This window comes from Limosilactobacillus reuteri subsp. reuteri (assembly GCF_000016825.1).
In the GTDB taxonomy this organism is placed as follows: Bacteria; Bacillota; Bacilli; order Lactobacillales; family Lactobacillaceae; genus Limosilactobacillus; species Limosilactobacillus reuteri.
On the sequence record NC_009513.1, the window covers coordinates 1405017 to 1428772 of the forward strand.

The 23756-nt window shown below is 36.1% G+C and carries 18 protein-coding genes and 3 pseudogenes; 6 read left to right on the forward strand and 15 right to left on the reverse strand.

Annotation, left to right across the window (positions count from 1 at the left end):
• The first annotated feature begins 369 nt into the window (after positions 1 to 369).
• Positions 370 to 828, forward strand: a complete 459-nt coding sequence (tnpA, locus tag LREU_RS07110; RefSeq protein WP_003664118.1) for an IS200/IS605 family transposase — start codon at positions 370 to 372, stop codon at positions 826 to 828.
• A 172-nt stretch (positions 829 to 1000) separates the two neighbouring features.
• On the opposite strand, the gene LREU_RS07115 is transcribed toward tnpA (LREU_RS07110), so the two are convergent.
• Complete coding sequence (locus tag LREU_RS07115) at positions 1001 to 2578, reverse strand: peptide chain release factor 3 (protein WP_003668625.1); 1578 nt, start codon at positions 2576 to 2578, stop codon at positions 1001 to 1003.
• A gap of 186 nt (positions 2579 to 2764) precedes the next feature.
• Between LREU_RS07115 and LREU_RS07120 the strand changes: the two genes are divergently transcribed.
• On the forward strand, positions 2765 to 4231 hold the full coding sequence (locus LREU_RS07120; RefSeq protein WP_003668627.1) for an LCP family protein: 1467 nt from the start codon (positions 2765 to 2767) through the stop codon (positions 4229 to 4231).
• Between the two features lie 43 nt (positions 4232 to 4274).
• Here LREU_RS07120 and LREU_RS07125 read toward each other — a convergent pair whose 3' ends face one another.
• The 5 genes from LREU_RS07125 to LREU_RS07140 all read right to left on the reverse strand — a co-directional run bounded on the left by LREU_RS07125 (position 4275) and on the right by LREU_RS07140 (position 10053).
• The gene (locus tag LREU_RS07125) at positions 4275 to 5843 is read right to left on the reverse strand and encodes a putative glycosyltransferase family protein (protein WP_003668628.1); all 1569 of its coding nucleotides are present in this window, start codon (positions 5841 to 5843) and stop codon (positions 4275 to 4277) included.
• On the reverse strand, positions 5827 to 6954 hold the full coding sequence (locus LREU_RS07130; RefSeq protein WP_003668630.1) for an AI-2E family transporter: 1128 nt from the start codon (positions 6952 to 6954) through the stop codon (positions 5827 to 5829). Before LREU_RS07130 ends, LREU_RS07125 begins: the two co-directional genes overlap by 17 nt.
• 108 nt (positions 6955 to 7062) lie before the next feature.
• Positions 7063 to 8622, reverse strand: coding sequence for an N-acetylmuramoyl-L-alanine amidase family protein (locus LREU_RS07135; protein ID WP_223660115.1), 1560 nt, complete (start codon positions 8620 to 8622; stop codon positions 7063 to 7065).
• A complete protein-coding gene (locus LREU_RS10710; protein ID WP_223659339.1) occupies positions 8594 to 8695 on the reverse strand; it encodes a KxYKxGKxW signal peptide domain-containing protein in 102 nt (33 codons plus the stop codon). The genes LREU_RS07135 and LREU_RS10710 overlap by 29 nt, the downstream gene beginning before the upstream one ends.
• Positions 8696 to 8844: 149 nt before the next feature.
• Entirely contained in the window at positions 8845 to 10053 is a 1209-nt protein-coding gene (locus tag LREU_RS07140; protein WP_011953523.1) for an ISLre2 family transposase, read from the reverse strand.
• A 229-nt stretch (positions 10054 to 10282) separates the two neighbouring features.
• Between LREU_RS07140 and LREU_RS07145 the strand changes: the two are divergent.
• The 3 genes and pseudogenes from LREU_RS07145 to LREU_RS07155 form a co-directional block, all read left to right on the forward strand.
• Positions 10283 to 11128 (forward strand): annotated as a pseudogene (locus LREU_RS07145) (IS30 family transposase); the annotation flags it as partial.
• 174 nt (positions 11129 to 11302) lie between these two features.
• A complete protein-coding gene (locus LREU_RS07150; RefSeq protein WP_003667537.1) occupies positions 11303 to 11902 on the forward strand; it encodes a helix-turn-helix domain-containing protein in 600 nt (199 codons plus the stop codon).
• Positions 11899 to 12795 (forward strand): annotated as a pseudogene (locus tag LREU_RS07155) (IS3 family transposase). The gene LREU_RS07150 and the pseudogene LREU_RS07155 overlap by 4 nt, the downstream one beginning before the upstream one ends.
• On the opposite strand, the gene istB reads toward LREU_RS07155, so the two are convergent.
• A complete protein-coding gene (gene istB / locus LREU_RS07160) occupies positions 12766 to 13503 on the reverse strand; it encodes an IS21-like element helper ATPase IstB (RefSeq protein ID WP_011953524.1) in 738 nt (245 codons plus the stop codon). The pseudogene LREU_RS07155 and the gene istB sit on opposite strands and share 30 nt — an antisense overlap.
• Before the next feature lies 1 nt (position 13504).
• On the reverse strand, positions 13505 to 14728 hold the full coding sequence (gene istA, locus LREU_RS07165; RefSeq protein WP_012390600.1) for an IS21 family transposase: 1224 nt from the start codon (positions 14726 to 14728) through the stop codon (positions 13505 to 13507).
• Positions 14729 to 14919: 191 nt separating this feature from the next.
• Between istA and LREU_RS10395 the strand changes: the two are divergent.
• Positions 14920 to 15042, forward strand: a pseudogene (locus LREU_RS10395) (IS30 family transposase); the annotation flags it as partial.
• A 190-nt stretch (positions 15043 to 15232) separates the two neighbouring features.
• Here the strand turns inward: LREU_RS10395 and LREU_RS07170 are convergent.
• From LREU_RS07170 to LREU_RS07200, 7 genes are all read right to left on the reverse strand, one after another.
• Positions 15233 to 16207: a glycosyltransferase family 2 protein gene (locus tag LREU_RS07170; RefSeq protein ID WP_003668645.1), complete on the reverse strand. Its 975-nt coding sequence runs from the start codon at positions 16205 to 16207 to the stop codon at positions 15233 to 15235.
• Between the two features lie 112 nt (positions 16208 to 16319).
• Positions 16320 to 16889, reverse strand: a complete 570-nt coding sequence (locus LREU_RS07175) for a hypothetical protein (protein WP_003668648.1) — start codon at positions 16887 to 16889, stop codon at positions 16320 to 16322.
• 67 nt (positions 16890 to 16956) lie between these two features.
• Entirely contained in the window at positions 16957 to 18273 is a 1317-nt protein-coding gene (locus LREU_RS07180; RefSeq protein ID WP_003668649.1) for an NlpC/P60 family protein, read from the reverse strand.
• Between the two features lie 225 nt (positions 18274 to 18498).
• Positions 18499 to 20097: an N-acetylmuramoyl-L-alanine amidase gene (locus LREU_RS07185; RefSeq protein ID WP_003672961.1), complete on the reverse strand. Its 1599-nt coding sequence runs from the start codon at positions 20095 to 20097 to the stop codon at positions 18499 to 18501.
• Positions 20098 to 20422: 325 nt separating this feature from the next.
• Positions 20423 to 20881, reverse strand: coding sequence for an IS200/IS605 family transposase (tnpA, locus tag LREU_RS07190; protein WP_003664118.1), 459 nt, complete (start codon positions 20879 to 20881; stop codon positions 20423 to 20425).
• Positions 20882 to 21089: 208 nt separating this feature from the next.
• Entirely contained in the window at positions 21090 to 22568 is a 1479-nt protein-coding gene (locus tag LREU_RS07195; RefSeq protein ID WP_003668652.1) for a glucosaminidase domain-containing protein, read from the reverse strand.
• A 111-nt stretch (positions 22569 to 22679) separates the two neighbouring features.
• On the reverse strand, positions 22680 to 23747 hold the full coding sequence (locus tag LREU_RS07200; protein ID WP_003668655.1) for an acyltransferase: 1068 nt from the start codon (positions 23745 to 23747) through the stop codon (positions 22680 to 22682).
• Positions 23748 to 23756: the final 9 nt, after the last annotated feature.

The window sequence follows — 23756 nt, forward strand, 5'->3', positions numbered from 1 at the left end:
TCAGCCTTATAGCTACTTCTTGTTCATCGATGCAGTACTTTGCCTTAGACTTCCTTCAGATTCCACCTCACGGTGGACACCCTTGTCCTCAGCTCATGGTTCCGACTACTACGGCCCATAGCGGACTTTCACCACCTAGCTAATACCCATGCCGGGCGCACAAACAAAAAAGCTCCTTAATTAATAGGGAGCTTTTGTTATTGATTAATGTCTTTAGACCTAGTTGAGTGCGCGAGCAGAGCGAGTGCACGAAACAAAAAACCACCTGCTATGCGGGTGGGCGATAAAAATTATATAAAAAAGGCCTCTTTTGCCTTAAGATGTAGGTGTTCAAGCCAAAGTCAATAAGGGAAAAGAGGTTATATAAATATGGCTAATAAATTAAATAGCTTAGCCCATACGAAGTGGTTATGTAAGTATCACATCGTATTCATACCAAAGTATAGACGTAAAGCGATCTTCAATCAATACCGAAGAGACCTGAGAGATTATATTCGTTTGTTGTGCAAATATAAGGGAGTAGAAATAATTGAAGGTCATATGATGCCAGATCATGTGCACTTGTTAGTAAGTATTCCGCCGAAACTAAGTGTCTCGCAGTTTATGGGATACTTAAAAGGGAAAAGTGCATTAATGATGTTTGATCGACATGCAAACTTAAAATACAAATATGGGAACCGACATTTTTGGGCTGAAGGCTACTATGTGAGTACAGTTGGATTAAATGAATCCACGATAAAGAAGTATATCCGAGATCAAGAGAAACATGATATAGCAATGGATAAGCTAACAAGTGTGGAATATTCGGACCCTTTTAAGGGTAAGTGAGGTAGTATAAACACCGCTTAAAGCGGTGGCAAAGTAGTCAGAGCATTTTGGCTTGAGCAAAGCGAAAGCCAGCGCCTTGAGACGCCGGCTTTTATTATCGGCTTATAGCCGATGTGCAAACCACCCGTTTGACGGGTGGTTATGATTGATACAACAACATTCTTACATTAATCTATAACTTCGCTGTTAACTTCACATCAGGGTACTTTTGCTTAAACCAATTTTCGGCGAATTGATTTTCAAATAAGAATAGTGGCTGATCATGGATATCCTTGACTAAGATGTTTCTTGATGACGACATCTTTTCATCCAATTGATCTGGATCAATCCACCGGGCAGTCTTAGTTCCCATTGGTTCCATGACAACCTCGGAATTATATTCATTTTGCATCCGGAACTTGAACACTTCAAATTGAAGCTGACCAACTGCACCAAGAATATAATCACCAGTAGAATAACTCCGGTAAAGCTGGACAGCCCCTTCTTGAACTAATTGATTGATTCCCTTGTGAAAGGATTTCTGTTTCATCACATTCTTAGCAGAAACACGAACAAACAGTTCTGGCGTAAATTGTGGCAACTTTTCAAATTGAATATCTTTTTTACCATTATAAATAGAATCACCAATTTGGAAGTTTCCAGTATCGTATAAACCGATAATATCACCGGCAACAGCTGTCTCAACGTTTTCACGGGTATCGGCCATAAATTCAGTCACATTTGATAACCGCATTGGTTTCTTAGTCCGTGATAATGTAACATCCATCCCCCGATCAAATTCACCAGAACAAATCCGGACAAACGCAATTCGATCACGGTGACGAGGATTCATGTTAGCCTGGATCTTAAAAACAAAACCAGAAAATTCGGGATCAAGGGGCTTAACAACATCCCCGTCCTCAGTTTTGTGATCACTTGGTGCAGGGGCAAACTGTAAGTAGGTCTCCAAGAAAGTCTGAACTCCAAAATTGGTTAAAGCAGATCCAAAGAAGACCGGTGTTTGGTCCCCCTTGGCAATCTTTTCTTGATCAAGTTCATTACCGGCAACTTCAACCAGTTCCATGCCGTCCATTGCATCTTGCCATTCACCATCACCAGCTAATGGGTTGTCGCCCTCAACATTACCGTCTTCATCTAATGGTAAGTAAGGATTATTTTCATCAGCTGGATGAGTCAAGGCAACACGATGGTTAAAGCGATCATAGATTCCCTTGAACTGGTGACCAGAACCGATTGGCCAGTTAATTGGGTAAGTCTCAATTCCTAATACGTCTTCAACTTCATTTAAAAGGTCAAGTGGTTCACGGGCATCCCGGTCAAATTTATTCATAAAGGTAAAGATCGGAATTCCCCGCATCTTACAAATTTGGAATAACTTCTTGGTCTGCGGCTCTATCCCCTTCGCACTATCAATAACCATCACAGCGGAGTCCACCGCCATTAATGTCCGATAAGTATCTTCAGAGAAATCTTCGTGCCCTGGAGTATCCAAAATATTGATCCGCTTACCTTGGAAATCAAATTGCATAACAGATGAGGTAACAGAGATTCCCCGCTTCTTTTCAATCTCCATCCAGTCTGACTTTGCAAAATTACCGGTCTTCCGTGCTTTAACGGTCCCGGCTTCACGAACTACTCCCCCAAAAAGCAAGAGTTGTTCAGTAATCGTTGTTTTCCCGGCATCCGGGTGAGAAATAATGGCAAACGTACGCCGTTTATTAACTGCTTCAGCAAGTTCTTTTGGTGACATTAAATTTTTCCTTTCCTTATTTTATTCTCGTGAAATATCTCTACTATATTATTACAATTTTTTATGAAAGTCTATTCTTAGAAAAAGTTACAGAAAGTTTAAAGTATTGAGATATATTTGAACTTAGGATTAATTTTCTGCTATATTAATAAAGTTAGAACTTATTTTTATTGAGGTACTTAGTATATGGATAATAACAATAACAACGAATCGCGGGAACATTACCGTAAACGGATGGAAGAACGTATCCAACGTGACGTTAATGAACGCAAGCGTCGAGAACGCGAGGAAGCACATAATAAGCGGGAGAACCGTTTGCGACGAGAAGAAGAACAATCGTCACCCGATTATCAACCGCCCAAAAAGCATCACTACCGAACGCCGAATTGGGTGCGCGCTTTAATTGGGTTATTAATTTGTCTAGTAGTGGCTGGCGGATTTTATGAATATCATAAAGTGCACTCAGTTGCCAAAGGGGTGTTTGGCGCTGGTGATGGAAAAATTAGTAAAAAGTTACAAAAGGGTGAACCAGTTTCCGTCCTGGCCATGGGAACAGATGTCGGTGCTTTAGATCGTGGTAACAAGGGTGGTAATACTGACTCTTTGGAACTATTTACTATTAATCCGAAAAAGAAAACAATTACTATGACTAGTATTCCTCGTGATATCCTAGTACGGGTTGAGACTAGTGATGGCCCTGATTACGTTAAAATCAACGCTGCTTATTCAATCAATGGGCCAAAGCAAACCGTAAAGCAAGTATCAGAATTACTTGATGTACCGATTGATTACTATGCAGTTATTAACATGGGGGTTCTCGAAAAAGTTGTTAATTCCGTTGGTGGGGTTGAGGTTAATAACCCATTTGCCTTTGACTACGAAGGCCACCACTTCAAGAAAGGTAAACAACACCTTAACGGAGCAAATGCGTTGAAGTATTCCCGGATGCGGTATGATGATCCAAATAATGATTACGGTCGTCAAAAACGGCAACAACAAATTCTAAAGAGCGTTATTAATAAGTTCAAGGCTTCAGGTTCAATTGGGGCAGCTAACAAGATTTTAGATGCTGTTGGGGATGGCGTTAAGACTAATATTCCAATTGATGATATTGCGACCTTGTATGGTAACTACCATGGCGCAATGAACAATGTTAAAACCTACCATTTCCAAGGACAAAACGCAACGATCGAAGGAGTTTCCTTCCAGATTGCCAGTCCTAAAGAAATTAACCGGGTATCAAAACTGGTACGAGCTCAACTTGGCTTAAAGGCTAAGAACGTTGTTAACCACGAAACCAAGATGTACAAGTCACAACCACACTATAATGGTTACAATGAAACAGACTTTATCCTTCCTGGTGGTGCCAGTTACAATGATCCTGGTAGTGGTAATGGAAGTGATGAAGTTATTGGCTCAAGTAGTCACCATTCATCTTCTGCAACTGAAGAAAGTGCAAGTACTACAGAAGAAAACTACGGAACAACCAATGCTTATAGTGAATCACGGGCTGTTCTAACTACTGGCACAGCAAGCTCACAAGTAAGGCGATATTCAACTCCTCAATATCATAGTTACAATAACGGATACCCTTCAACATATACTCATCCTACTTATGGGAATCATTACGGGTATACTCACCGTTATTATTAAATTATAAAAACCATCTTCGTTAAATTGGTGAAGATGGTTTTTATTACTTTAAATAAATTGTTACTGTTTGCGTCGATTTATAAGGAGTGAAGCTAACCAGTGTTTCTCCTTTAACACTACTTTCCACTCTAACTCCTTTTGTAGAATAATTTCTACCGTAATTAAGTACGGGTAAAATCACTTTATTAACTTTGCCTTTTTGGAGATTATTGAGCTTATAGCTAATTACATTATATTGAGAACCAATTTGATTCTTTTTAAGATGTACCTTCCTACCATTTACCACTGCTATATGTTTATGGACATCTAATGCTGAACGAAAGACCTTTGCCTTATCCATACCTATTAACGTTTTTGCTGGCATGTAATCTGTATAAACAGCACTAGTTGCTATTTCAGTATAATTTTTCTGATTAGCAAATCCAATTCCATTAGTATGAGTATATTGATACATATAACTAATGCTGACTAAACAAGAAACCAAGTACAAAAGAACAATTATACTATTAGAGTCCCTTAACTTATTACCAATTAAATTTGCAATCACTAATGAAAAGCAAAATGTGCTTATCCCTAAAAACCGCCATGGAAATTGTATTATATGGATAGGTGTTTTTTGAAGCAAAAACCATGGAAATAGTTTGGTAGATAGGAGTAAAAATAATAACCCAACACTTTCAATTCTACTCATTAATCGGTCTTTTGTAAGATAAACTAATAGTCCAAAAATTCCTGCAATAAATGTAATAAAGCCAAGATTTACTGCTAAAAGGTCATTAGGAACCATATTATTTACTGAATTAATGATTAAGTCACTCGGCTTTATTGCTTCATTAATAAGTGTATCTGGAACTATTGGAACAATAATTGGTACTTTCATTTTGGCCCGTATCATCGTTAATAACATTGGTAAGCAAACCAAGAATGCTAAAAAGGCGCTTATGACTAGTCTCCTAGCAATAAGCAAATTAATTTGACGATGATCTAAAACCAATAAACAAACTAGAAAAAATGAAAAAATAATAGTTGAAAGAATATGTGCGTAACCGACACAAATCATTCCTATTGATAACCACAACCATTTTTTAGAATTATAATCAAATAATTTTTCATACCCCATAAAAATTAAAGGTAGAAATATTAATGCAATATACTCAGCAATATCACCACGTTGGCTTATTTGTAATAGTAAATATCCTCCATTGTTATATAGGATACTAAACAAAAATGCCACTTTCTTCGTGCCGAAAATATCTCGCATCACGTAATAAGAAATAAAAAACGAAACTAGAGTTATTAAAAAACTACATATATTATAAGCAACTATAGGATCAACGTATGTACCCCCCCTCAATATTGAAAAGGGGTATAAAAATAAGTACGGATAGAAGTGATTAATTGCTAAACCAATTTGTGAAAAAGCATATGTCCCAGTCGATGAAAATATATGTCCAGCTTGGATGCTTCGATATAATTCTTCGATTCGATTTAAGTGAAATTGTGTATCCCACCCCAAAGGAATTACTTTCATTTTAAAAAGATATGCATAAATAAGGAGGGCATTGATAGTAAAAAATACTATATAGTAATATTTGCTATAAAGCTTTCTCATCGTCTTCTTCCTCCAATGGATGTTCAATCCGATAAATATCAAAGAAGTATTCACAAACCGTTTTAATCACGGCATAGAATGGGATACATAAAATCATCCCACCTACTCCAGCAATATGGCCGGCTGCTAATAATAGCATAATGATAGTAAGCGGGTGAATCTGTAATGTTTTCCCAATAATATTCGGATAAATAATGTTCCCATCAATTTGTTGAACAACAATCACCACAACAATCACCCAAATCAATTTTTCAGGAGCCATTGTCAAGGCCACAAACAATGCTGGAGCAATTCCAATATAAGGCCCGATATAAGGAATGATGTTGGTTAACCCAGCAACAATTCCTAAAACTAATGCCAAAGGTTGTCCGATTATCATGTAACCGATTGAAGTGGTGATACCGACAAATAAACATTCAATCATCTGTCCAGAAATATAAGATGATAAAGTATTATTCATCTTAGTTAGTAGCTCATTAACTTCCTTAGCATGATGCGGTGATAGCCACTTTTGGATACTTGGACCCAGCTTTGAACCATCCTTAAGCATGTAGAAAAGCATCACTGGAACCGTAATTGTCACAACAGTAATATTAGTTACTACCCCAACAATATCACCAACTCGTTCAGATAAGCCCTTTAAAATAGTTTGTGCATAACCAGCAATTTGATGATCAAACTGACGATAATAAGTGTTCAAGTCAACATTACGCAAGAACGAATGTTGAACCGTATCATTAATTAAAGTCTGAATACCACTAACCGTTTGCGGCATGTTACGAACTAATGAAGAAATTTCCTTAACAATAGTTGGTATCAAGAGAGAAATTCCACCAATAATAATTAAAATTAAGGCAATAACAATTAACAAACTGGCAATTCCTCTACTCATCTTGAACTTACCAATCCGTAGTTTTAAAAATAATTTTAAAACCGGATTCAGCATATAGTACAAAAATCCAGAAATGATCAGAGGCACAAAAACAACAGAAATAAACGTTAAAAATGGCTGAAAAATAAACTGGATTTTTGTACATACCCAGATTAAGGTCGCCACAGTTAATAACAAAAGCGGCCAAAATAGCCAATGATAAAATTTTTGCTTAGACATAGATACTCCTTATATAAGGTTTAAAATAAAAATCATCTAAAACTGTAACATAGTTTTAGATGATTTTGTTTAAAATTGAAAAGTTTTATTATTCTTTCTTATTCTAAATTATTTAATCGTCTCAACACGAACACCATCACTATTGAAGACATATGTTACACCGTTAATTGTATGACGACCAGTGTAGGCTACGCCGTCGGTACCAAAGTAATAACTCTTCTTTGCGTTATCATCATTGAACCAACGATTCTTTAACATATTACCATTTGCGTCAAAGCGATAAAGACGACCATAATCATTCAAGAAACGGTTTTGATAACGTACACCATCAGCACCGAAGTATTGGTTGTTTACCCACTTATTTGTAACCTTTAAGTAAGTAATTGGATCAAAGTAATAGTAATTTCCGTACCATTCTTGCAAACCGGATAAGACCTTACCATTATTATCAATTAGGTACCAGTCACCCCACTGGGATTGAACATAATTACGCTTGTTTGCTTGAAGATGAGTTGTTGGATCAAAGTAATAATATGCATTATTCATACTTTGAACGCCAGATAAAGCTGCTCCATTATCACCAAGAAGAACGCCACGGCCATCTTTTGCATTCTTAATATACGTATTCTTTTCACGAAGATATGTTACCGGATTAGCATAATAAGTATTACCTTTGTAATCATAAAGACCTGTTACAATTCGACCATCATTGCCAAACATATACCAGTCACCCCATTGTGCCTGACGGTAATCATTATCGACACGGAGGTAAGTTGTTGGGTCAAAGTAATAATAACTTCCAGCCCATTGTTGGACACCAGATAATACTTGACCACTATCACCAATTAGGTACCAGTCACCCCACTGTGATTGAACGTAATTACGCTTATTCGCTTGAAGGTGAGTAGCGGGATCAAAGTAGTAATAAGCATTATTCCAATACTGAATACCAGATAAAGCTGCCCCATCTGCACCTAAAAGTACACCACGACCATCTTTTTCAGTTTGAATATACGTATTTTTTTCACGAAGGTAAGTTACTGGGTTTGCATAATAAGTATCACCATTATAACCATATAAACCAGTTACAATTCGACCATCATTACCAAACATATACCAGTCGCCCCATTGAGCTTGACGGTAGTCATTATCAACGCGGAGATACGTTGTTGGGTCAAAATAGTAATAACTTCCGGCCCACTGCTGAACGCCTGATTGAGCGACACCATCTTTTACAAAGTACCAGTTAGTATCACCTTTTACATTTGTATCGGGAATTGTTGGCAATTGAACATATTGTGTGCCTTTTACATCTTGACTATCTTTACAACTATATACCCATTGGTTATTAGTATTTTTCGTCCAATTAGTTGTTTGTGGGGCCTTATTTTCATTTGGCTGATCAGTAGTTTTTTCAGCACCTTGTTTACCATCAGTTTGGCCCTGAGACTGATCAACATTAGTAACCTTGTTTTTGAACTTATCGGTTGTTTGATCCTTATTGGTAGGTGAATCAGTTATGTTCCTTTCTGTATTTCCTTTAACTGTTGTTGCTTCTTTAAAAGAATTATTAGTCTGGTCAGTCGTTTGTGTTTGTTGGATAGTAGTATTAGTATCAGTTGTTGCCGCAGACGCATTATTAACAGACGCTAATCCTAGCGTTGCCACAAAAGTAAGCAATAGCTGTAATACACCATTGCTTACCACTTTTATACAACTTGAAGTGTTTTTTTGAAGACATTATATATTACTCCTTCTTTGATATTTACTTATACGTAAATCATATCACGAACTCGTAATATTTGTAATCGTCGTTTGTAAAATGTATCTGTCAAGTTTTCATAGGTAGCCTTTAAATATACAGTTTTAGTGGGTTAGTGCCTTAAAAAGTTATCCCATTGGTCTACTTGTGGCCGTGTTAATCGGAATTATTCCTTGTACTGCTCCAATTGACGGCTTTGTCGGTGCTTTTCTTAGAAACTCTCCAGTTCGAATATGCATTTCCTGTAATAGCCTTGTTTGAGCCACTCGAGGAAGAACTGTTAATTGTTCTAGGATTGTATTTAAACTAGCTTGCAGTTCACCATTCATTCGGGCTTCAATTAAACCAATCATGGCTTTAGCCCCCTGCTCAGTCCATGACTTGCCCTGTTTCTTCATCCGGTAAGTAAAAGCCCGGTGAGAACTTTCGACTGAACCAATTAAATGAATATCCTTAAATCCACGCATTTGTGGCGAGAGGATATACCGCCAATTTCGCTGTAGATATTTTCTTAAACGCATTAAGTCGTCTGCTTGTTTTTCCGTTAGGTTTTGTGATTCATAAGTATCTAAAATTATTGTTAACTCTGCTTGATCATGATGACGAACGGCTTTAATTGCTCGCATGGCTAATTCGTTGTGCCGGCCTAAAGTATATTCAATTTTCTGTAAACAATGATAGCGGTCGAGAAAGTATTCACCATGTGCACCTTGAGGAACTAGACTTAATAGCTTAGCTGGTTCATAACCTGGGCCAGCGTCACTGGCCAAAAAGACCGTTTGACCGGCAAGCTTATAATGGCGGGCTAAATAATCACTTAGTCGTGCTTCAAGCCGTCCTTGGTGCCCAACACTGAGAAAGTCATGCCGATTAATGATTTGATTAGCTATCTGATTTCCTAACTCATGCACGGCGTGCATTACCGAATCGGCAGTAATTCCGCTGTCAAATACAAGGTTCAAAATATCGGCAGTGTTGCGCATTGTGGTTGTTTGGGCAATCTTAGCCATCATCATTAAGTAGTGCGGCGATAAACGACGACGTGGTTTAATTTTTAATTGTTGGTCTAAGTAAAATTCACGTTTCTTTGTCCCAGCCTGATAATACCGTCGTTGAAAAGTCACCGGGCCAAAGATAAAGTTAAGCGTCTGTGGCTGTTTATTGATTACTTGATAGTTCGCTGGAGTTTGAGACTTTAAGCTTCGATCTAAGCTTTCCAAAAAGTTTTGCATGATTGCTTGTCCTAACTCCAGTACCCCTTTTAAAATAATCTGTTCAGCTTCAAATAAACTGCCTGATTTCACCAAATTCTGCTCGATTTCTGTTAAAATATCCATGAGGAAAGACCTGCCTTTGCTTAGTATTCGACACACACTAAAGGCTACTGGTCTTTTCTTTTTTTGTAAATAAGTAAATTGGTCTACAAAAAGGATTTCCACGACCAGATGAATTATTCATCCAACCTATGAAAATCTTACACTAACTTGTAAAATTAAGTTAGAAAAAATAAAAAGCCATTTGTGATAGACTTTTGAATATCCCTAATCAAAAGAAAGGCAATCACAAATGACCTATAAACATCTTACCACACGTGAATTAACTCTCATAGCTGATTTTTGGTATCAAGGTACTAAAGCTTATCGGGCTGCTAAATTACTTCAGCGTAGTCAAGAAACCATCTATCGTGTTTATCGTTTCCTCAACGACGGTAAAACCATCGACCAATATCTTCAGACTTATCAGCGACATAAGCGTCGTTGTGGTCGGAAGCAGACCCAACTGCCAACTATCGAAGTTAACTATATCCATGCGCAAATCAAGGCAGGTTGGACTCCTGATACTATTATTGGTCGTCATGAACACCCAATTAGCTGCAGTATGCGCACCCTTTATCGCATGTTTGCCCGCAATCAGTATGGCTTCTCCGTTAAACAGCTACCGATGAAAGGAAAACGCTATCCCAGTGGCTATGTGGAACATCGTGGTAAAGCTGGCCAATTAGGACGCAGTATCTATCAACGATATCGTGATTTTCCGCATTACCAACATGAATTTGGGCACTTTGAAGCTGATACAGTTCAAGGTAAAGCTCACCGCGGAGCGGTAATGACGCTAGTAGAGCGACAATCCAAAGTAATGATTGTCCTTAATATTCATCATAAAACAGACGAAGCAGTGAATTGCCAGCTTGATCAATAGCTCGCTAAACTACCACGTCACTTTGTTAAATCAATTACTTTTGATAACGGGAAAGAATTTGCTGGATGGCGAGAAATAGCCAATAAGTATGATCTTCACACCTATTTTGCGGAAGTCGGTGCTCCCAATCAACGAGGGTTAAACGAAAATAATAACGGCCTCTTGCGTCGTGATGTTCTTAGTAAAAAGCTAGATTTTCGCGATTTACCAGACGTGTACAATACCCTTTAGGGTTGACACTTTAAATAATAAAAGTGCCAATTCTAGGGGGTGTTTTTCGTTTCTAGTTATTCCACAACAGAAAAATTAAGATTACTAAGTAATTATCAGGATTCAGATTGCTCATTAGGAGTATTCGCTGACTATCACGAAGTGAGAACAGCGAACATGACTAAATGGATTAAACAATTTTTATTAGCAGGACTGGCAGGATTAATTCGTCCTAAACATAACCAAAAATATTCACTTAAGACAAAGATTGCCGCGGTGAAAGATTATCAGCTTAACGGACTGGCTAGTCGTGAGGTTTTAATTAAGTACAAAATACGCCATATTTCTCAACTAAAACAATGGATTATCCAGTACAATAGTGACAAACTAACTGTTGCTTACGCAACAAGAAAGCGAGTTAAGAAAATGGGCCGGAAAGTATCCTTTGATGAGAAAAAGCAGATTGTGCAGTGGACGATTAACCACCAGAATAACTATAAAGAAGCAGCTAGTAAGTATGATATTAGTTATCAGCGGGTTTATTCGTGGGTACGTAAATATTTGCACGATCATAATTGGGAAGTACTAAAAGATAATCGTGGCAGAAATAAAGATAAAGAACCGACAAATGAGCTCGAACGGTTGAGAAAACGAGTACGTGAATTAGAAGCTGAGAAACGAGAAAGCGAGGTACAAATTGCGTTCGCAAAAAAATTAGTCGAAATACGCAATCGGGAGGTGCATCGACCGGACGATATCAAGCGATTCAAGAAATGATTAAAGACGGTTATACAGTATCAGAACTAGTTAAAGCGGCTAAAGTAAGCCGGCAAGCCTACTATAAGTGGCTAAAACGAGAATTAACTACTAAGGATATCCAGGATCAAGAGATCCTTAATTTGATTAAAGAAATTGAGAAAACTAATAAGCAAAGTATTGGCTATGGGAAAATGACTCGTCTTATTAAGCGTGCAGGTCTTGGATATTTGGTCAACAAAAAACGAGTTATTAGAATTATGAAGGAACATGGGATTAAAGCTGACTATCGTCAAGCTAAAAGAAAACGCGACAAGGAACGTCAAACCTATCAAGCTGAAAATATACTTAATCGTCAATTTAAACAGGAAGCAGCTAATCAGGTTTGGGTAACTGATACAACAGAACTCGCCTACAATATTCATAATTATAAAGTTCGTTTACATGTGGTTCTTGATTTATATGGTCAATTTCCAATTAGCTAGCTAATTACCCCAACAGAAACTAGTGAGGGAGCAATTCAAGTATTCAAGAAAGCTCAGAAACAAGAAGGTGTATTAGCCCCACTTATTCATACTGATCGCGGAGCTGCTTATACTTCTAAGGCGTTCAATCAATATTTAACTAGCAATAATAGTCAACATAGCTATTCAGCTCCTGGTACACCAGCAGATAACGCAGTTATCGAGCACTGGTGGGCCGACTTTAAAGCAATTTGGCTAGCGCATTCATCTAAGCCACAAACACTTGATGAACTTCAAACACTAGTGGCTGAAGGAATTGAATACTTTACAAATACATTTATTTCAGCTAAAAGAAATGATGTCAAGGGCGGTTTTAAATTGTCATTTTATAGCGGTTTAAAAATGTATGATTTGGTCGGTTTAAGAATTGACCGATGCCAAGCGATATGACTTTCCTTTGATCTTAATTACGTGTGAGTGATATACAAGGCGATCTAAAATTGCCTCTGCGGTTGCCGTGCTATGGAGGACGGCTCCCCAACTTGATAATGGTACATTGGTCGTTATGATCGTTGATTTACGTTCATAGCGACCATTTATTAGTTGAAATAATAGTTTTGCTTCTTCCGCCGATATTGGTAAATAGCCTAATTCATCAATGATTAACAGGTCATACCTTTCGTATCGACGCATTACGCGCTCCAAGTGTTGCTTCTCTTGAGCTGCTTTCAATCTAAGAATTAGTTCATGGCAATTAATAAATAGTGTTCGTACATCTTGTCGACATGCTTCGATACCAAGCCCAATTGACAGATGTGTTTTACCTACGCCAGGGCTGCCAATAAAGATAATGTTTTCTTGATTGTCCAGAAATGACATAGTCGCAAATTCAGCGATTTGTTGCGGATTAATTGAAGGCTGAAATTGATAATTAAAATCATTGAGTCGTTTAATAATCGGAAATCTAGCGCGTTTGATTCTTCTCTTTAAGCTTTCCTGTTGCTGATAGGTAATCTCCTTATCCGTTAGTTTTAACAATGCTTCACTAAAGCTAATTTGGTTATCATTGACTTGTTGACGATAATCTGCGATTGATGCAGCCATATTATGTAAATTTAACTTCGTTAAATTATCTACTAATTTTTGATATTGATTCATTTTATTCCCCAATCTGATCATAAATACTAAGATTATTAAGCATATACTGGTTAATTTCTTCATCCGTTTTATCTTTCATCAAATCACTTTTAAGAATGGCATGTTTATCATGAGGATCATAATTAAATTGCTTATTGGTTAAATCATGCTTTTGAATCTCAGTACCATGATAGAAAATGCGGATAGTCTTACCATCAGTTGTCGGTTTAATTTCGACTTCTTTTCCGATATAATTAGGGGAAACAGAGTATTGATGGTTTTGAAATCTGATCATTGAGTCTTGGGATACCTTTCTAGTTTGGTCGCTGTTAAAGTATCTCACGAGATCGTGGTTGAGAGACCGGAAATGCTCTTTTTCTTTTGTCCATAATTCAATTGGCTTCTGATTATTACTTTGTGATTTCTCATGATTGAGCCGTTCAGCTAGCCGATTAACGATATCATTTAAATCATTGACCGTACTAAATTCTCCATCATAAGGTTTTAATCGTTCCATTGTTCTTGCTAATGCTTCAACGCAACCTTTGGTTTGCGGTCTAAATGGGCGACATGCGACTGGATGAAATCCGGCATCATGGCTAAATGATAGGAATCGCTCATTAAATCGATGATGATGAAAATCGCTTAATTTATGGTCAATGACAGTTGACATATTATCAAACCAGATTTCTTTAGGAATTCCACCAGTAACCTTAAAGGCTTCAAACAAACATTTAAATAAAGTATCCTGTTTCTGATCTAAGGTTAGTTTTAGGAACTTAAATTTAGAATAGGGCAGAACGTATAGGAAAATACTGAAAGTATGTGGGACACCATTTCTATCCGTCATTGTTACCCGTTCTTTCCAATCAACTTGAGCACTTAATCCTATCGTATGTTCAACTCTAATCGTTGCTTTTTTAGCTTGTGTCCTACGAAAACGGCGACAATAATCTTTAACGATAGTGTATTTACCGGTAAATCCTTTTTCAACAATAAAATCATAGATTGATCTAGCAGAACATCCTGCAGTGTATTTATCTTCAATGATATCTCGATATCCGTCTAGCTTACTACGACGCTTTTGTCGCTTCCTAACAACTGCTACTTCACCACTCTGAGCTCTTACATATGCCGCTTTTACGGTTCGTGGATCAACATCATATTGCCGTGCAATAGCGGAATAATTTGGTCTTATCTTCTCTAACACAAAATATCTCATCCTTTCGTAAACGTCTTTTCGCATACTCATCACTTCCTCAAAAGATTGATAAAGTGAGTATACAAAAAATGCAGGAAAATCGACAATTTTAAACCGCCGATTTCCTACATTTTACTTCTGACCTTTACATGACCTTACTGCAACAGAATTTCGTTACGGCAAAGCCAATTAATTTTTATTATTTAGTGTGTAAACTTGACAGGGTACAGTACCACGAACTAGTCACTCAGCTAATGCATCGTCGCAACAATATCCCACGAAAATCTCTTAATTATCGTACACCATTAGAAGTATTCTTGAGTCATGTCACAGAAGAACAACTTTCACCTTTTTTCTAATTTAAATTGACATTTCAGGTCTAATTATTTTTACAAAGTTATCAATTACTTATCCAGTGTTCTTTTAAAATATTAAACATTACATACCAAAACAACTTCACACCAACTGATAATTAATTTTCTAATCAATAAGAAAAGATTCTAATAGCAAGGTATCAACCCTTTTATTAACACTTTTATAGCTATATATTTACCTTATCTTCTTATTATTTTGAATTACTCTTAGCTTATAAATGATAGTAGCACACAAGTAAAAATGATATTTGCAAAATACTAGTGGCAACAATCTGGGTGTAAGTACATTTTTTAAGCTAATTACTTCTAATGCGTTACTTATATAATCTTTTTTACAAAGTTCCTTTAGCTCGAACATTGAATTATGACTTCTTACAAAAACATGATGAACTATCATCAAGTTAAATTGCATCAGCACAAAAAAATTAAATGACTTTTCAAAATTTGGGAATCCATTTAAATCCTTTTTTACTTGTAAAATTGCTTTTTCATATTCATGAATCATTTGTGAATTATATTTTCTAACTGTTGAATTTTCTGACAAGATATAATTGTATATATTTTTCTTAATAAACCGTATTTTTTTACATAGTAATACGTACCTAATTAAGAATTCAGAATCTTCTGAATATGCTAATTTAGCATTGAACCTAAGATTCTCTTTTCTTATCAAGGTTGTCTTATAAAACTTTCCCCAGACAGTCATATACTTAGTAGGATTTTCTAGCATTTGCTTAATAATTGATATACAATTGTTTTTACATTTTGTCATAGAATATAAATCAATTTCTGACTTATTAACGAGATAATTGCCAATAATTAAATCTTCTTCGGCATTTACCAAAAGCTCTCCTAATTTACTACTCAAATTTAGCAAGCAATCATCTGCATCTAAAAAGGTAATCCAATTTGCACTAGCTATTTCTATGCCTTTATTCCGAGCATTGGAAGCTCCTTTTTTTGATTCAGCATAAATCACACTAGAATTCTTTTGAACCTCTTGCTTTATTAGCATCTCAGTTTTATCCGTTGACCCATTATTTACCACTATTACTTCTATTTGATCACTCAAGTATACTCCTGTACTTCTAATAGCCTGAATAATAGTCTTTTCACAATTATAAGCGGGAATTACTACAGATAATAGCATTTACTCCTACTCCTTTCATAAACATATTACCTAAAATAAAGAGGACTAAATAAAAATTACTTAGCCCTCCTTATTATTTTCTATTTAGCTTAACAAAAATCCTATCACTCTACTATTTGCCAGTAACAGAATTTGCAGTAACATGGTAAGTATGACCATTTCCAGAAACAGTCCAATTGTTAGTGCCATTTTGTGTAGCTGTGTAACCGTCAATCGAATCAATCGATGGCAAGTCATCGGTTGACTGCCCTGCAACACCACGATCATTTAATTGGTTACCAATATGTTCCTTAACAATATTTCGAGCATCAGTAGCAGTCATCGTTGCCTGTTGGTCATTAGAACTTTGCTTTACGCTAGACTTAGCAGAACTGCCATTGCTTGAAGTTATTGTTGAAGAGACAGCATAGTTAGCGCTACTTGATGACTTACTTGCATTGGAAATACTGTTCTTAGAAGATGCACTTTTTTCATTAGTTTGAGAATCTTCATTACTGTTACTTACAGTCTCTCTTTCAGAACTAATCCTATTCTTATTAGAATGATGCTTCTTAGTAACTTTACTTGAAGTAACTTCAGAACTACTATCAGAGCTATCAGAAGAACTACTATTACCACAGGCAGCTAAGGTTAACATTAATGTTCCGGCAGCTAAAGTTGTAAATAGTTTTTTTAATTTCATTTAACTTCTCCTCGTTTATCTATATTATCGCTATTATAACAATAGATTACTATTAATTATATCAAAATTACATATTGATGTAGAAACTTGGTGTGAAGTATTTTGAATAACCAATCTTTACAACATCACCTGGCTCTGGTGCGTGAACATAAGTACCATTACCAAGAGAAATAGCTACATGATATGGAGCGCCATCACTACCAAAGAATAGTAATGAACCCTTTGGAGCATTCATTACATCACGCTTATGAGCACCTAAAGTAGCTTGCTGGTAAGTTGTTCGATAAGCTGAACCTAAACCATAAGCCCATTGAACTAACCCAGAGCAATCAAAGCCAGCCGGAGTATTTCCTCCCCATACGTAAGGAACACCACGTTGGGATAATGCACGGTTAACTTTAGCATCAACATTAGACACTTGTTTGGCAATACCATTAGCATCTAAATGATATTTCACGTTATTAACCGTTACATCTTGATTAACTACCTTCTTGAAAGTAGTTGGGTCAAAGTAGTAAGTCTGACCTTTCCAACTTTGAAGCCCTGAAAGAATCCGTCCGTCATTGCCAAAGAGATACCAGTCACCCCATTGGGATTGACGGTAATCATTATCTACACGAAGGTAAGTACTTGGATCAAAATAATAGTATGAACCAGCCCATTGCTGTACTCCCGTTTGAATACGACCATCATTGCCAAAGAGATACCAGTCACCCCATTGGGATTGACGGTAATCATTATCTACACGAAGGTAAGTACTTGGATCAAAATAATAGTATGAACCGGCCCATTGCTGTACTCCCGTTTGAATACGACCATCATTGCCAAAGAGGTACCACATTCCCCATTGGGATTGTACATAATTATTGTCTACACGTTGATAATTATTGTTCGCATCAAAGTCATAGTATGAACCAGCCCACTGTTGTACTCCTGATTGAACAACACCGTTATCAACTAAGTACCAACTATTACCTTCTCCGTTGATTGTTGGTAAATAAGTATAGTCACGTCCTGATGTTACCTCACCATTTTGATAATATGTCCAGTCATTGTTTTCATTTACCCAACCATTTTTTTGCTGGGTGTCTTGTGGCTGTACTGGTGTAACTGCCGGACTAGCAACATTTGTATCAACATTAGTGGTTTGTTCAGCGGCATCTACCGAATTAGATTGTACAGCAGAACTTGCTGCATCTGAAGTGCTAGTAGCAGGAGTTTCTTCAGCTACTTGGGTAGTTTGTACAGTAGATGTTGTAGTAGTGTTTACGTCATCTGCATTTGCTGATGTAGCTAATCCAACGATACTAGCTACTGTGGCAAATGCCATAACGCACCATTTTTTACCATCTTTGTATAACTTGTAATGTTTCTTAGTATCCATATAGCTAAAAAAATCCTTTCTCTATAAAACCGTTCTTAATACTTTCTTTAATAATTATTTAACGTTTATTAAGATACCAGTTATTTAGAGTTAAGACAATCCTATCCAGCGATATGTTAAGAAACGATAATGTTTGACACTTGAATGTAATACTTTTGTTACACTAAGCACTAAAAAAGACACCTAATTAGTCATAATGACTATTAAGCGTCTTAAAATCGTTAATTAGAATTCACCATAATATAGGCTTACCAACTCATAAAAATCACGCATTGTATAATCAGTACCATAGAAATTGTGGGCATTTGTGTACCAATAACCATCCGGATCTGTATGATCAGTACCACCTAAATATTGAGATACATTATGATGAGACCATAGAGTTCCGTTACCATTAGATACTAACGAAGGCGCAAACCCATACTTGTGCATAATATATGCAGTGTAGTAAGCAGCGTTAGAAAGTTCCCGAGCAAACGCATCTGCATTATGTACCTCAACTTGTTCAAATTGAACGGCCCGACCATTAGCAGGATAACCTGCACCCCAAGCCTCATGGTCAGTATTTGAGATCTGAATTATATTGTTATTATCTACAAAGGCATGAACGAATGCATCATTATAATGATTCTTTTCGTAATTTATTTCACCCCAAATACTATCATTAGGATTAGCAGTTTCATGGACGATAACTATATTTGGTAATCCATTACCCGTACCACTATATTTTCCAGTAATATTCAAAGGAATGGCCTGCCCATTATCATAAAATGTAATATTAGCATGACCAAGATTATTATTAAGAATATAGTTGTTAATTGAATTCAATCCAGAAGTAATAATTCCACTGCCACTTGCCCAATAACTTTTACCATTCGCTGAAACCCACTGGTTAGTTGCCTTGGTATATAAGTAAGGAGTAAAGTAATACAAACTTTCCTTCCAGCCATAAAGTCCTGAAACAATTCGACCATCTGGACCAAACATATACCAATCCCCCCATTGGGATTGACGGTAATCATTGTCTACTCGAAGGTAAGTACTTGGATCAAAGTAATAATAAGTATCATACCATTTTTGGACTCCGGTTTGAATACGACCATCATTGCCAAAGAGATACCAGTCACCCCATTGGGATTGACGGTAATCATTATCCACGCGAAGGTAAGTACTTGGATCAAAATAATAGTACGTACTAGCCCATTGATAAACTTTGGTAGCAATTCTACCATCTTTACCAAACATATACCAATCGCCCCATTGGGATTGACGGTAGTCATTATCCACGCGAAGGTAAGTGCTTGGATCAAAATAGTAATAGGTATCGGCCCATTTTTGAACACCTGTCTGAATTACACCATTATCCGTTAAGTACCAGTTGCTTCCGCTGCCTTTACCATTACTTGTAATTGTTGGTAAATATGAATAAGTACGACCTAAATCAGTTTTACCATTTTTATAAAAAGTCCAGCCATTAGATTCTTGTACCCAACCATCTTTTACTGGTGTTGATATCTCTGTTGACTTTGGTGTTACTGAGTTTGCTTTTTGATCCGTGGCTTGTTGAGTACTAATATTTCCCTGTTGATTATTTTGATTAGACTGATTAGTCTCACTTTCGCCAATTTTAGCATCGGTTGATTCTATTTGAGTAGCATCAGATGCTGAACTCTGTGCTAAACTCGTTTCTGCCTGTGCTGTATCAACTGTTGTATCAGCACTAGCAACCCCAGTTAAACTAACTGTTAATGCTAGTGCAGTAATTGCCATGACACACCAATTTTTCCCCGACTTATATAATTTATAATGCTTTTTATTAGTCACTTTTAAACTCCTCTTAAAATTTAAATTACGACATTACAGGTACATATTCTAACAGGTAATTTCTCAGATTCAAGGTTTCACAATAATAAGGTTTCTACAATATCTGGTGTTGATATAGAAATATTACTTTCTATACCAATATCAGATTTTTTGTTATTTAAAACAGCCTAAATTTAGTAATCATAACCACCCGTCAAACGGGTGGTTTGCACATCGGCTATAAGCCGATAATAAAAGCCGGCGTCTCAAGGCGCTGGCTTTCGCTTTGCTCAAGCCAAAATGCTCTGACTACTTTGCCACCGCTTTAAGCGGTGTTTATACTACCTCACTTACCCTTAAAAGGGTCCGAATATTCCACACTTGTTAGCTTATCCATTGCTATATCATGTTTCTCTTGATCTCGGATATACTTCTTTATCGTGGATTCATTTAATCCAACTGTACTCACATAGTAGCCTTCAGCCCAAAAATGTCGGTTCCCATATTTGTATTTTAAGTTTGCATGTCGATCAAACATCATTAATGCACTTTTCCCTTTTAAGTATCCCATAAACTGCGAGACACTTAGTTTCGGCGGAATACTTACTAACAAGTGCACATGATCTGGCATCATATGACCTTCAATTATTTCTACTCCCTTATATTTGCACAACAAACGAATATAATCTCTCAGGTCTCTTCGGTATTGATTGAAGATCGCTTTACGTCTATACTTTGGTATGAATACGATGTGATACTTACATAACCACTTCGTATGGGCTAAGCTATTTAATTTATTAGCCATATTTATATAACCTCTTTTCCCTTATTGACTTTGGCTTGAACACCTACATCTTAAGGCAAAAGAGGCCTTTTTTATATAATTTTTATCGCCCACCCGCATAGCAGGTGATTTTTTGTTTCGTGCACTCGCTCTGCTCGCGCACTCAACTAGGTCTAAAGACATTAATAAAAAAAGAGAATCATGATGATTCTCTTTAAGTGATATATACCTAAAATACTTCTTTGTCCCAAGCCTCTAAATTATATGTTCGAATAACATTATTTAAACTAGAAGCATATTTAGGATCTGTTGCATAACCATCAGCATGTAAATAATTTGTAACAGTAGCATAGTCTTTCTTCCACAAAAGATTGCTGTATCGTTTATTAGTAGCAAGGAAACGCCCGTGGTCAACTACACTCTCATAATTACTTGGATATTTCCGAAATGCATCATTAATGTAATAATAACCACCAGTACCATATTCAGCAGTTCTCATAACAATTGACTGACCATTATAGCTACCTTTAATACCAAACAAATTATGTCCTTGTGTAGCAAGAGCAGATTGACCCCAAGCACTTTCAAGAATAGCTTGAGCTGCAGTTACAGATGGCAATACACCGAATTGTCGCCAGCCATCTAAAGCCGCATCATGGATACTTAATAGGAAATTAGTATTCCGATTAATTCCTGAAATAATCCCTGTACTATCGGCATGAAGGTTTAGTCCAGCTACCGTAATATTTTTATTAGTTACCTTTAAATATGTACTTGGATCAAAATAGTAATAGCTACCAGCCCACTTTTGAAGGCCAGATAGTACACGCCCATCACCACCGAAGAGATACCAATCACCCCATTGAGATTGACGATAATCATTATCTACTCGTAAGTAAGTATTGGGATCAAAGTAATAATAACTACCGGCCCATTGATATACTTTAGTGGCAATCCGTCCATCATTACCAAACATATACCATAACCCCCATTGAGATTGACGGTAGTCGTTATCTACTCGTAAATACGTACTTGGATCAAAATAATAGTAGCTACCAGCCCACTTTTGGACACCGGTTTGAATTTGCCCATCATTGCCAAATAGATACCACATCCCCCATTGTGACTGTACATAGTTATTATCTACTCGTAAGTAAGTATTTGGATCAAAATCATAGTATGTGCCAGCCCACTTTTGGACACCAGATTGGACAACACCATTATCAACTAAATACCAGTTATTACCAGTACCATTAATAGTAGGAAGATATGAATAATTGCGACCAGATGTTACATCACCATTTTCATAATATGTCCACTGATTATTTTCCTTAATCCAACCATTTTTCACCTGTGCTGCTTGTGGTTGGATTGGTGTAAATTGACTAATATCCTCATCAGTCTGTGTGTTATCACTTGTTACATTTACATGTACATTATTTGAATTTTCATTAGCATTATTTGAAGCTACTTCATCACTACTTTTAGGCGTAGCAGTAACTAGCTGGACTTCATTATTAGTCGTAATGTTGTTGGTGGTAACTTCTGTTTGTACTGCATTATTAACTGATTCTTCACTAGAATTATTCGCATTTGTATCAGCATTTGCAGTAGTGAACATTACCATTGTACTTGCCAATGTTGCAATCGCCATTACACACCACTGTTTACCGCTTTTATATAGTTTATAGTGCTTACGCAAATTCATAATATATTAAAATTCTCCTTAATAATTTAACTATTTAACATCATATAACAATTTAACATGGTTTAGCGATATGTTAACAAATTGTAATGATACTTAAATTTAATGTAATATTTAAGGAATTATCATCCTAACAAATTTATTCTTTTTTAAAAGAACGATTACTATCGAAAGAACAATATATGAAACTATTGGAACTAAAAATATTTCATATGGGTTATTCATTAACTGAACAAATTCAGGCCAATTATCTGGAGTAACATGAAAAACATACTTATAAATTGCCTCATAAAAGATTGGATGGATGATATAAATTCCTAAGCTTACTCCAGACAATATTCCAAATAATTTAAATTGATAACTCTTATATTTATACAAAAACTCAACAATCCGTTTAACCAAAAGATAAAGTGCAATAGAATACAGAAAATTTCCAATATTATTTAACATATGAACCTTCTTTAAGGTTAAGTCATTAATTATTGAAAGCATTAACGTAACCATGCCAATAACAATTAGCCAATTTTCTCCCTTACGATTAAAAAAGTTCTCTTTTATTAGATAACCAATAATAAAGAAACCAAGAAAATCCGAAGTAAGCAATGGTTGAGTTAAGTAATCATTATTTATTTTCAAGCCTGTTAATTTACTTATATAAGTAAAACAATCTATAAAAATAAAATTTGCAATTACAATTGCAAATAAAGTTTTTTTATGTTCATCAACTAATACTGAAAAAATTGGAGCCACTAAATAGAGAGCAATAATTGTATAAAAAAACCAAAATAAATTATTAATGTTATTACTAGCAAACGAATTAATAAAATCCGTGATACTAGGATTAGGATGCAACGATGGACCAGGATAAGCACGATGTTTAATATCATATAGATAGTATATTATCGACCATACAAAGAAAGGAATAACCACTCTTTTGAATCTTTTTATTAAAAAAGTTTTAGTAGAATACTTTTTTCGATAATCTAATAAAGTAGCTCCTGAATTCATAAAAAAAATATATACTGCTGGAATGCATAAAGATTGTAGTACTAAAGCAGTTATATAGTTTGAATAATTTGTATTTCCTGAAAACGCCAATTGTGATGAATGCAGCACCAAGACAAAAAATATTGCAATACAATTTAATACATCTATGTAGTGGAGTCTCTTACTATTAAGCATAATTTTCCC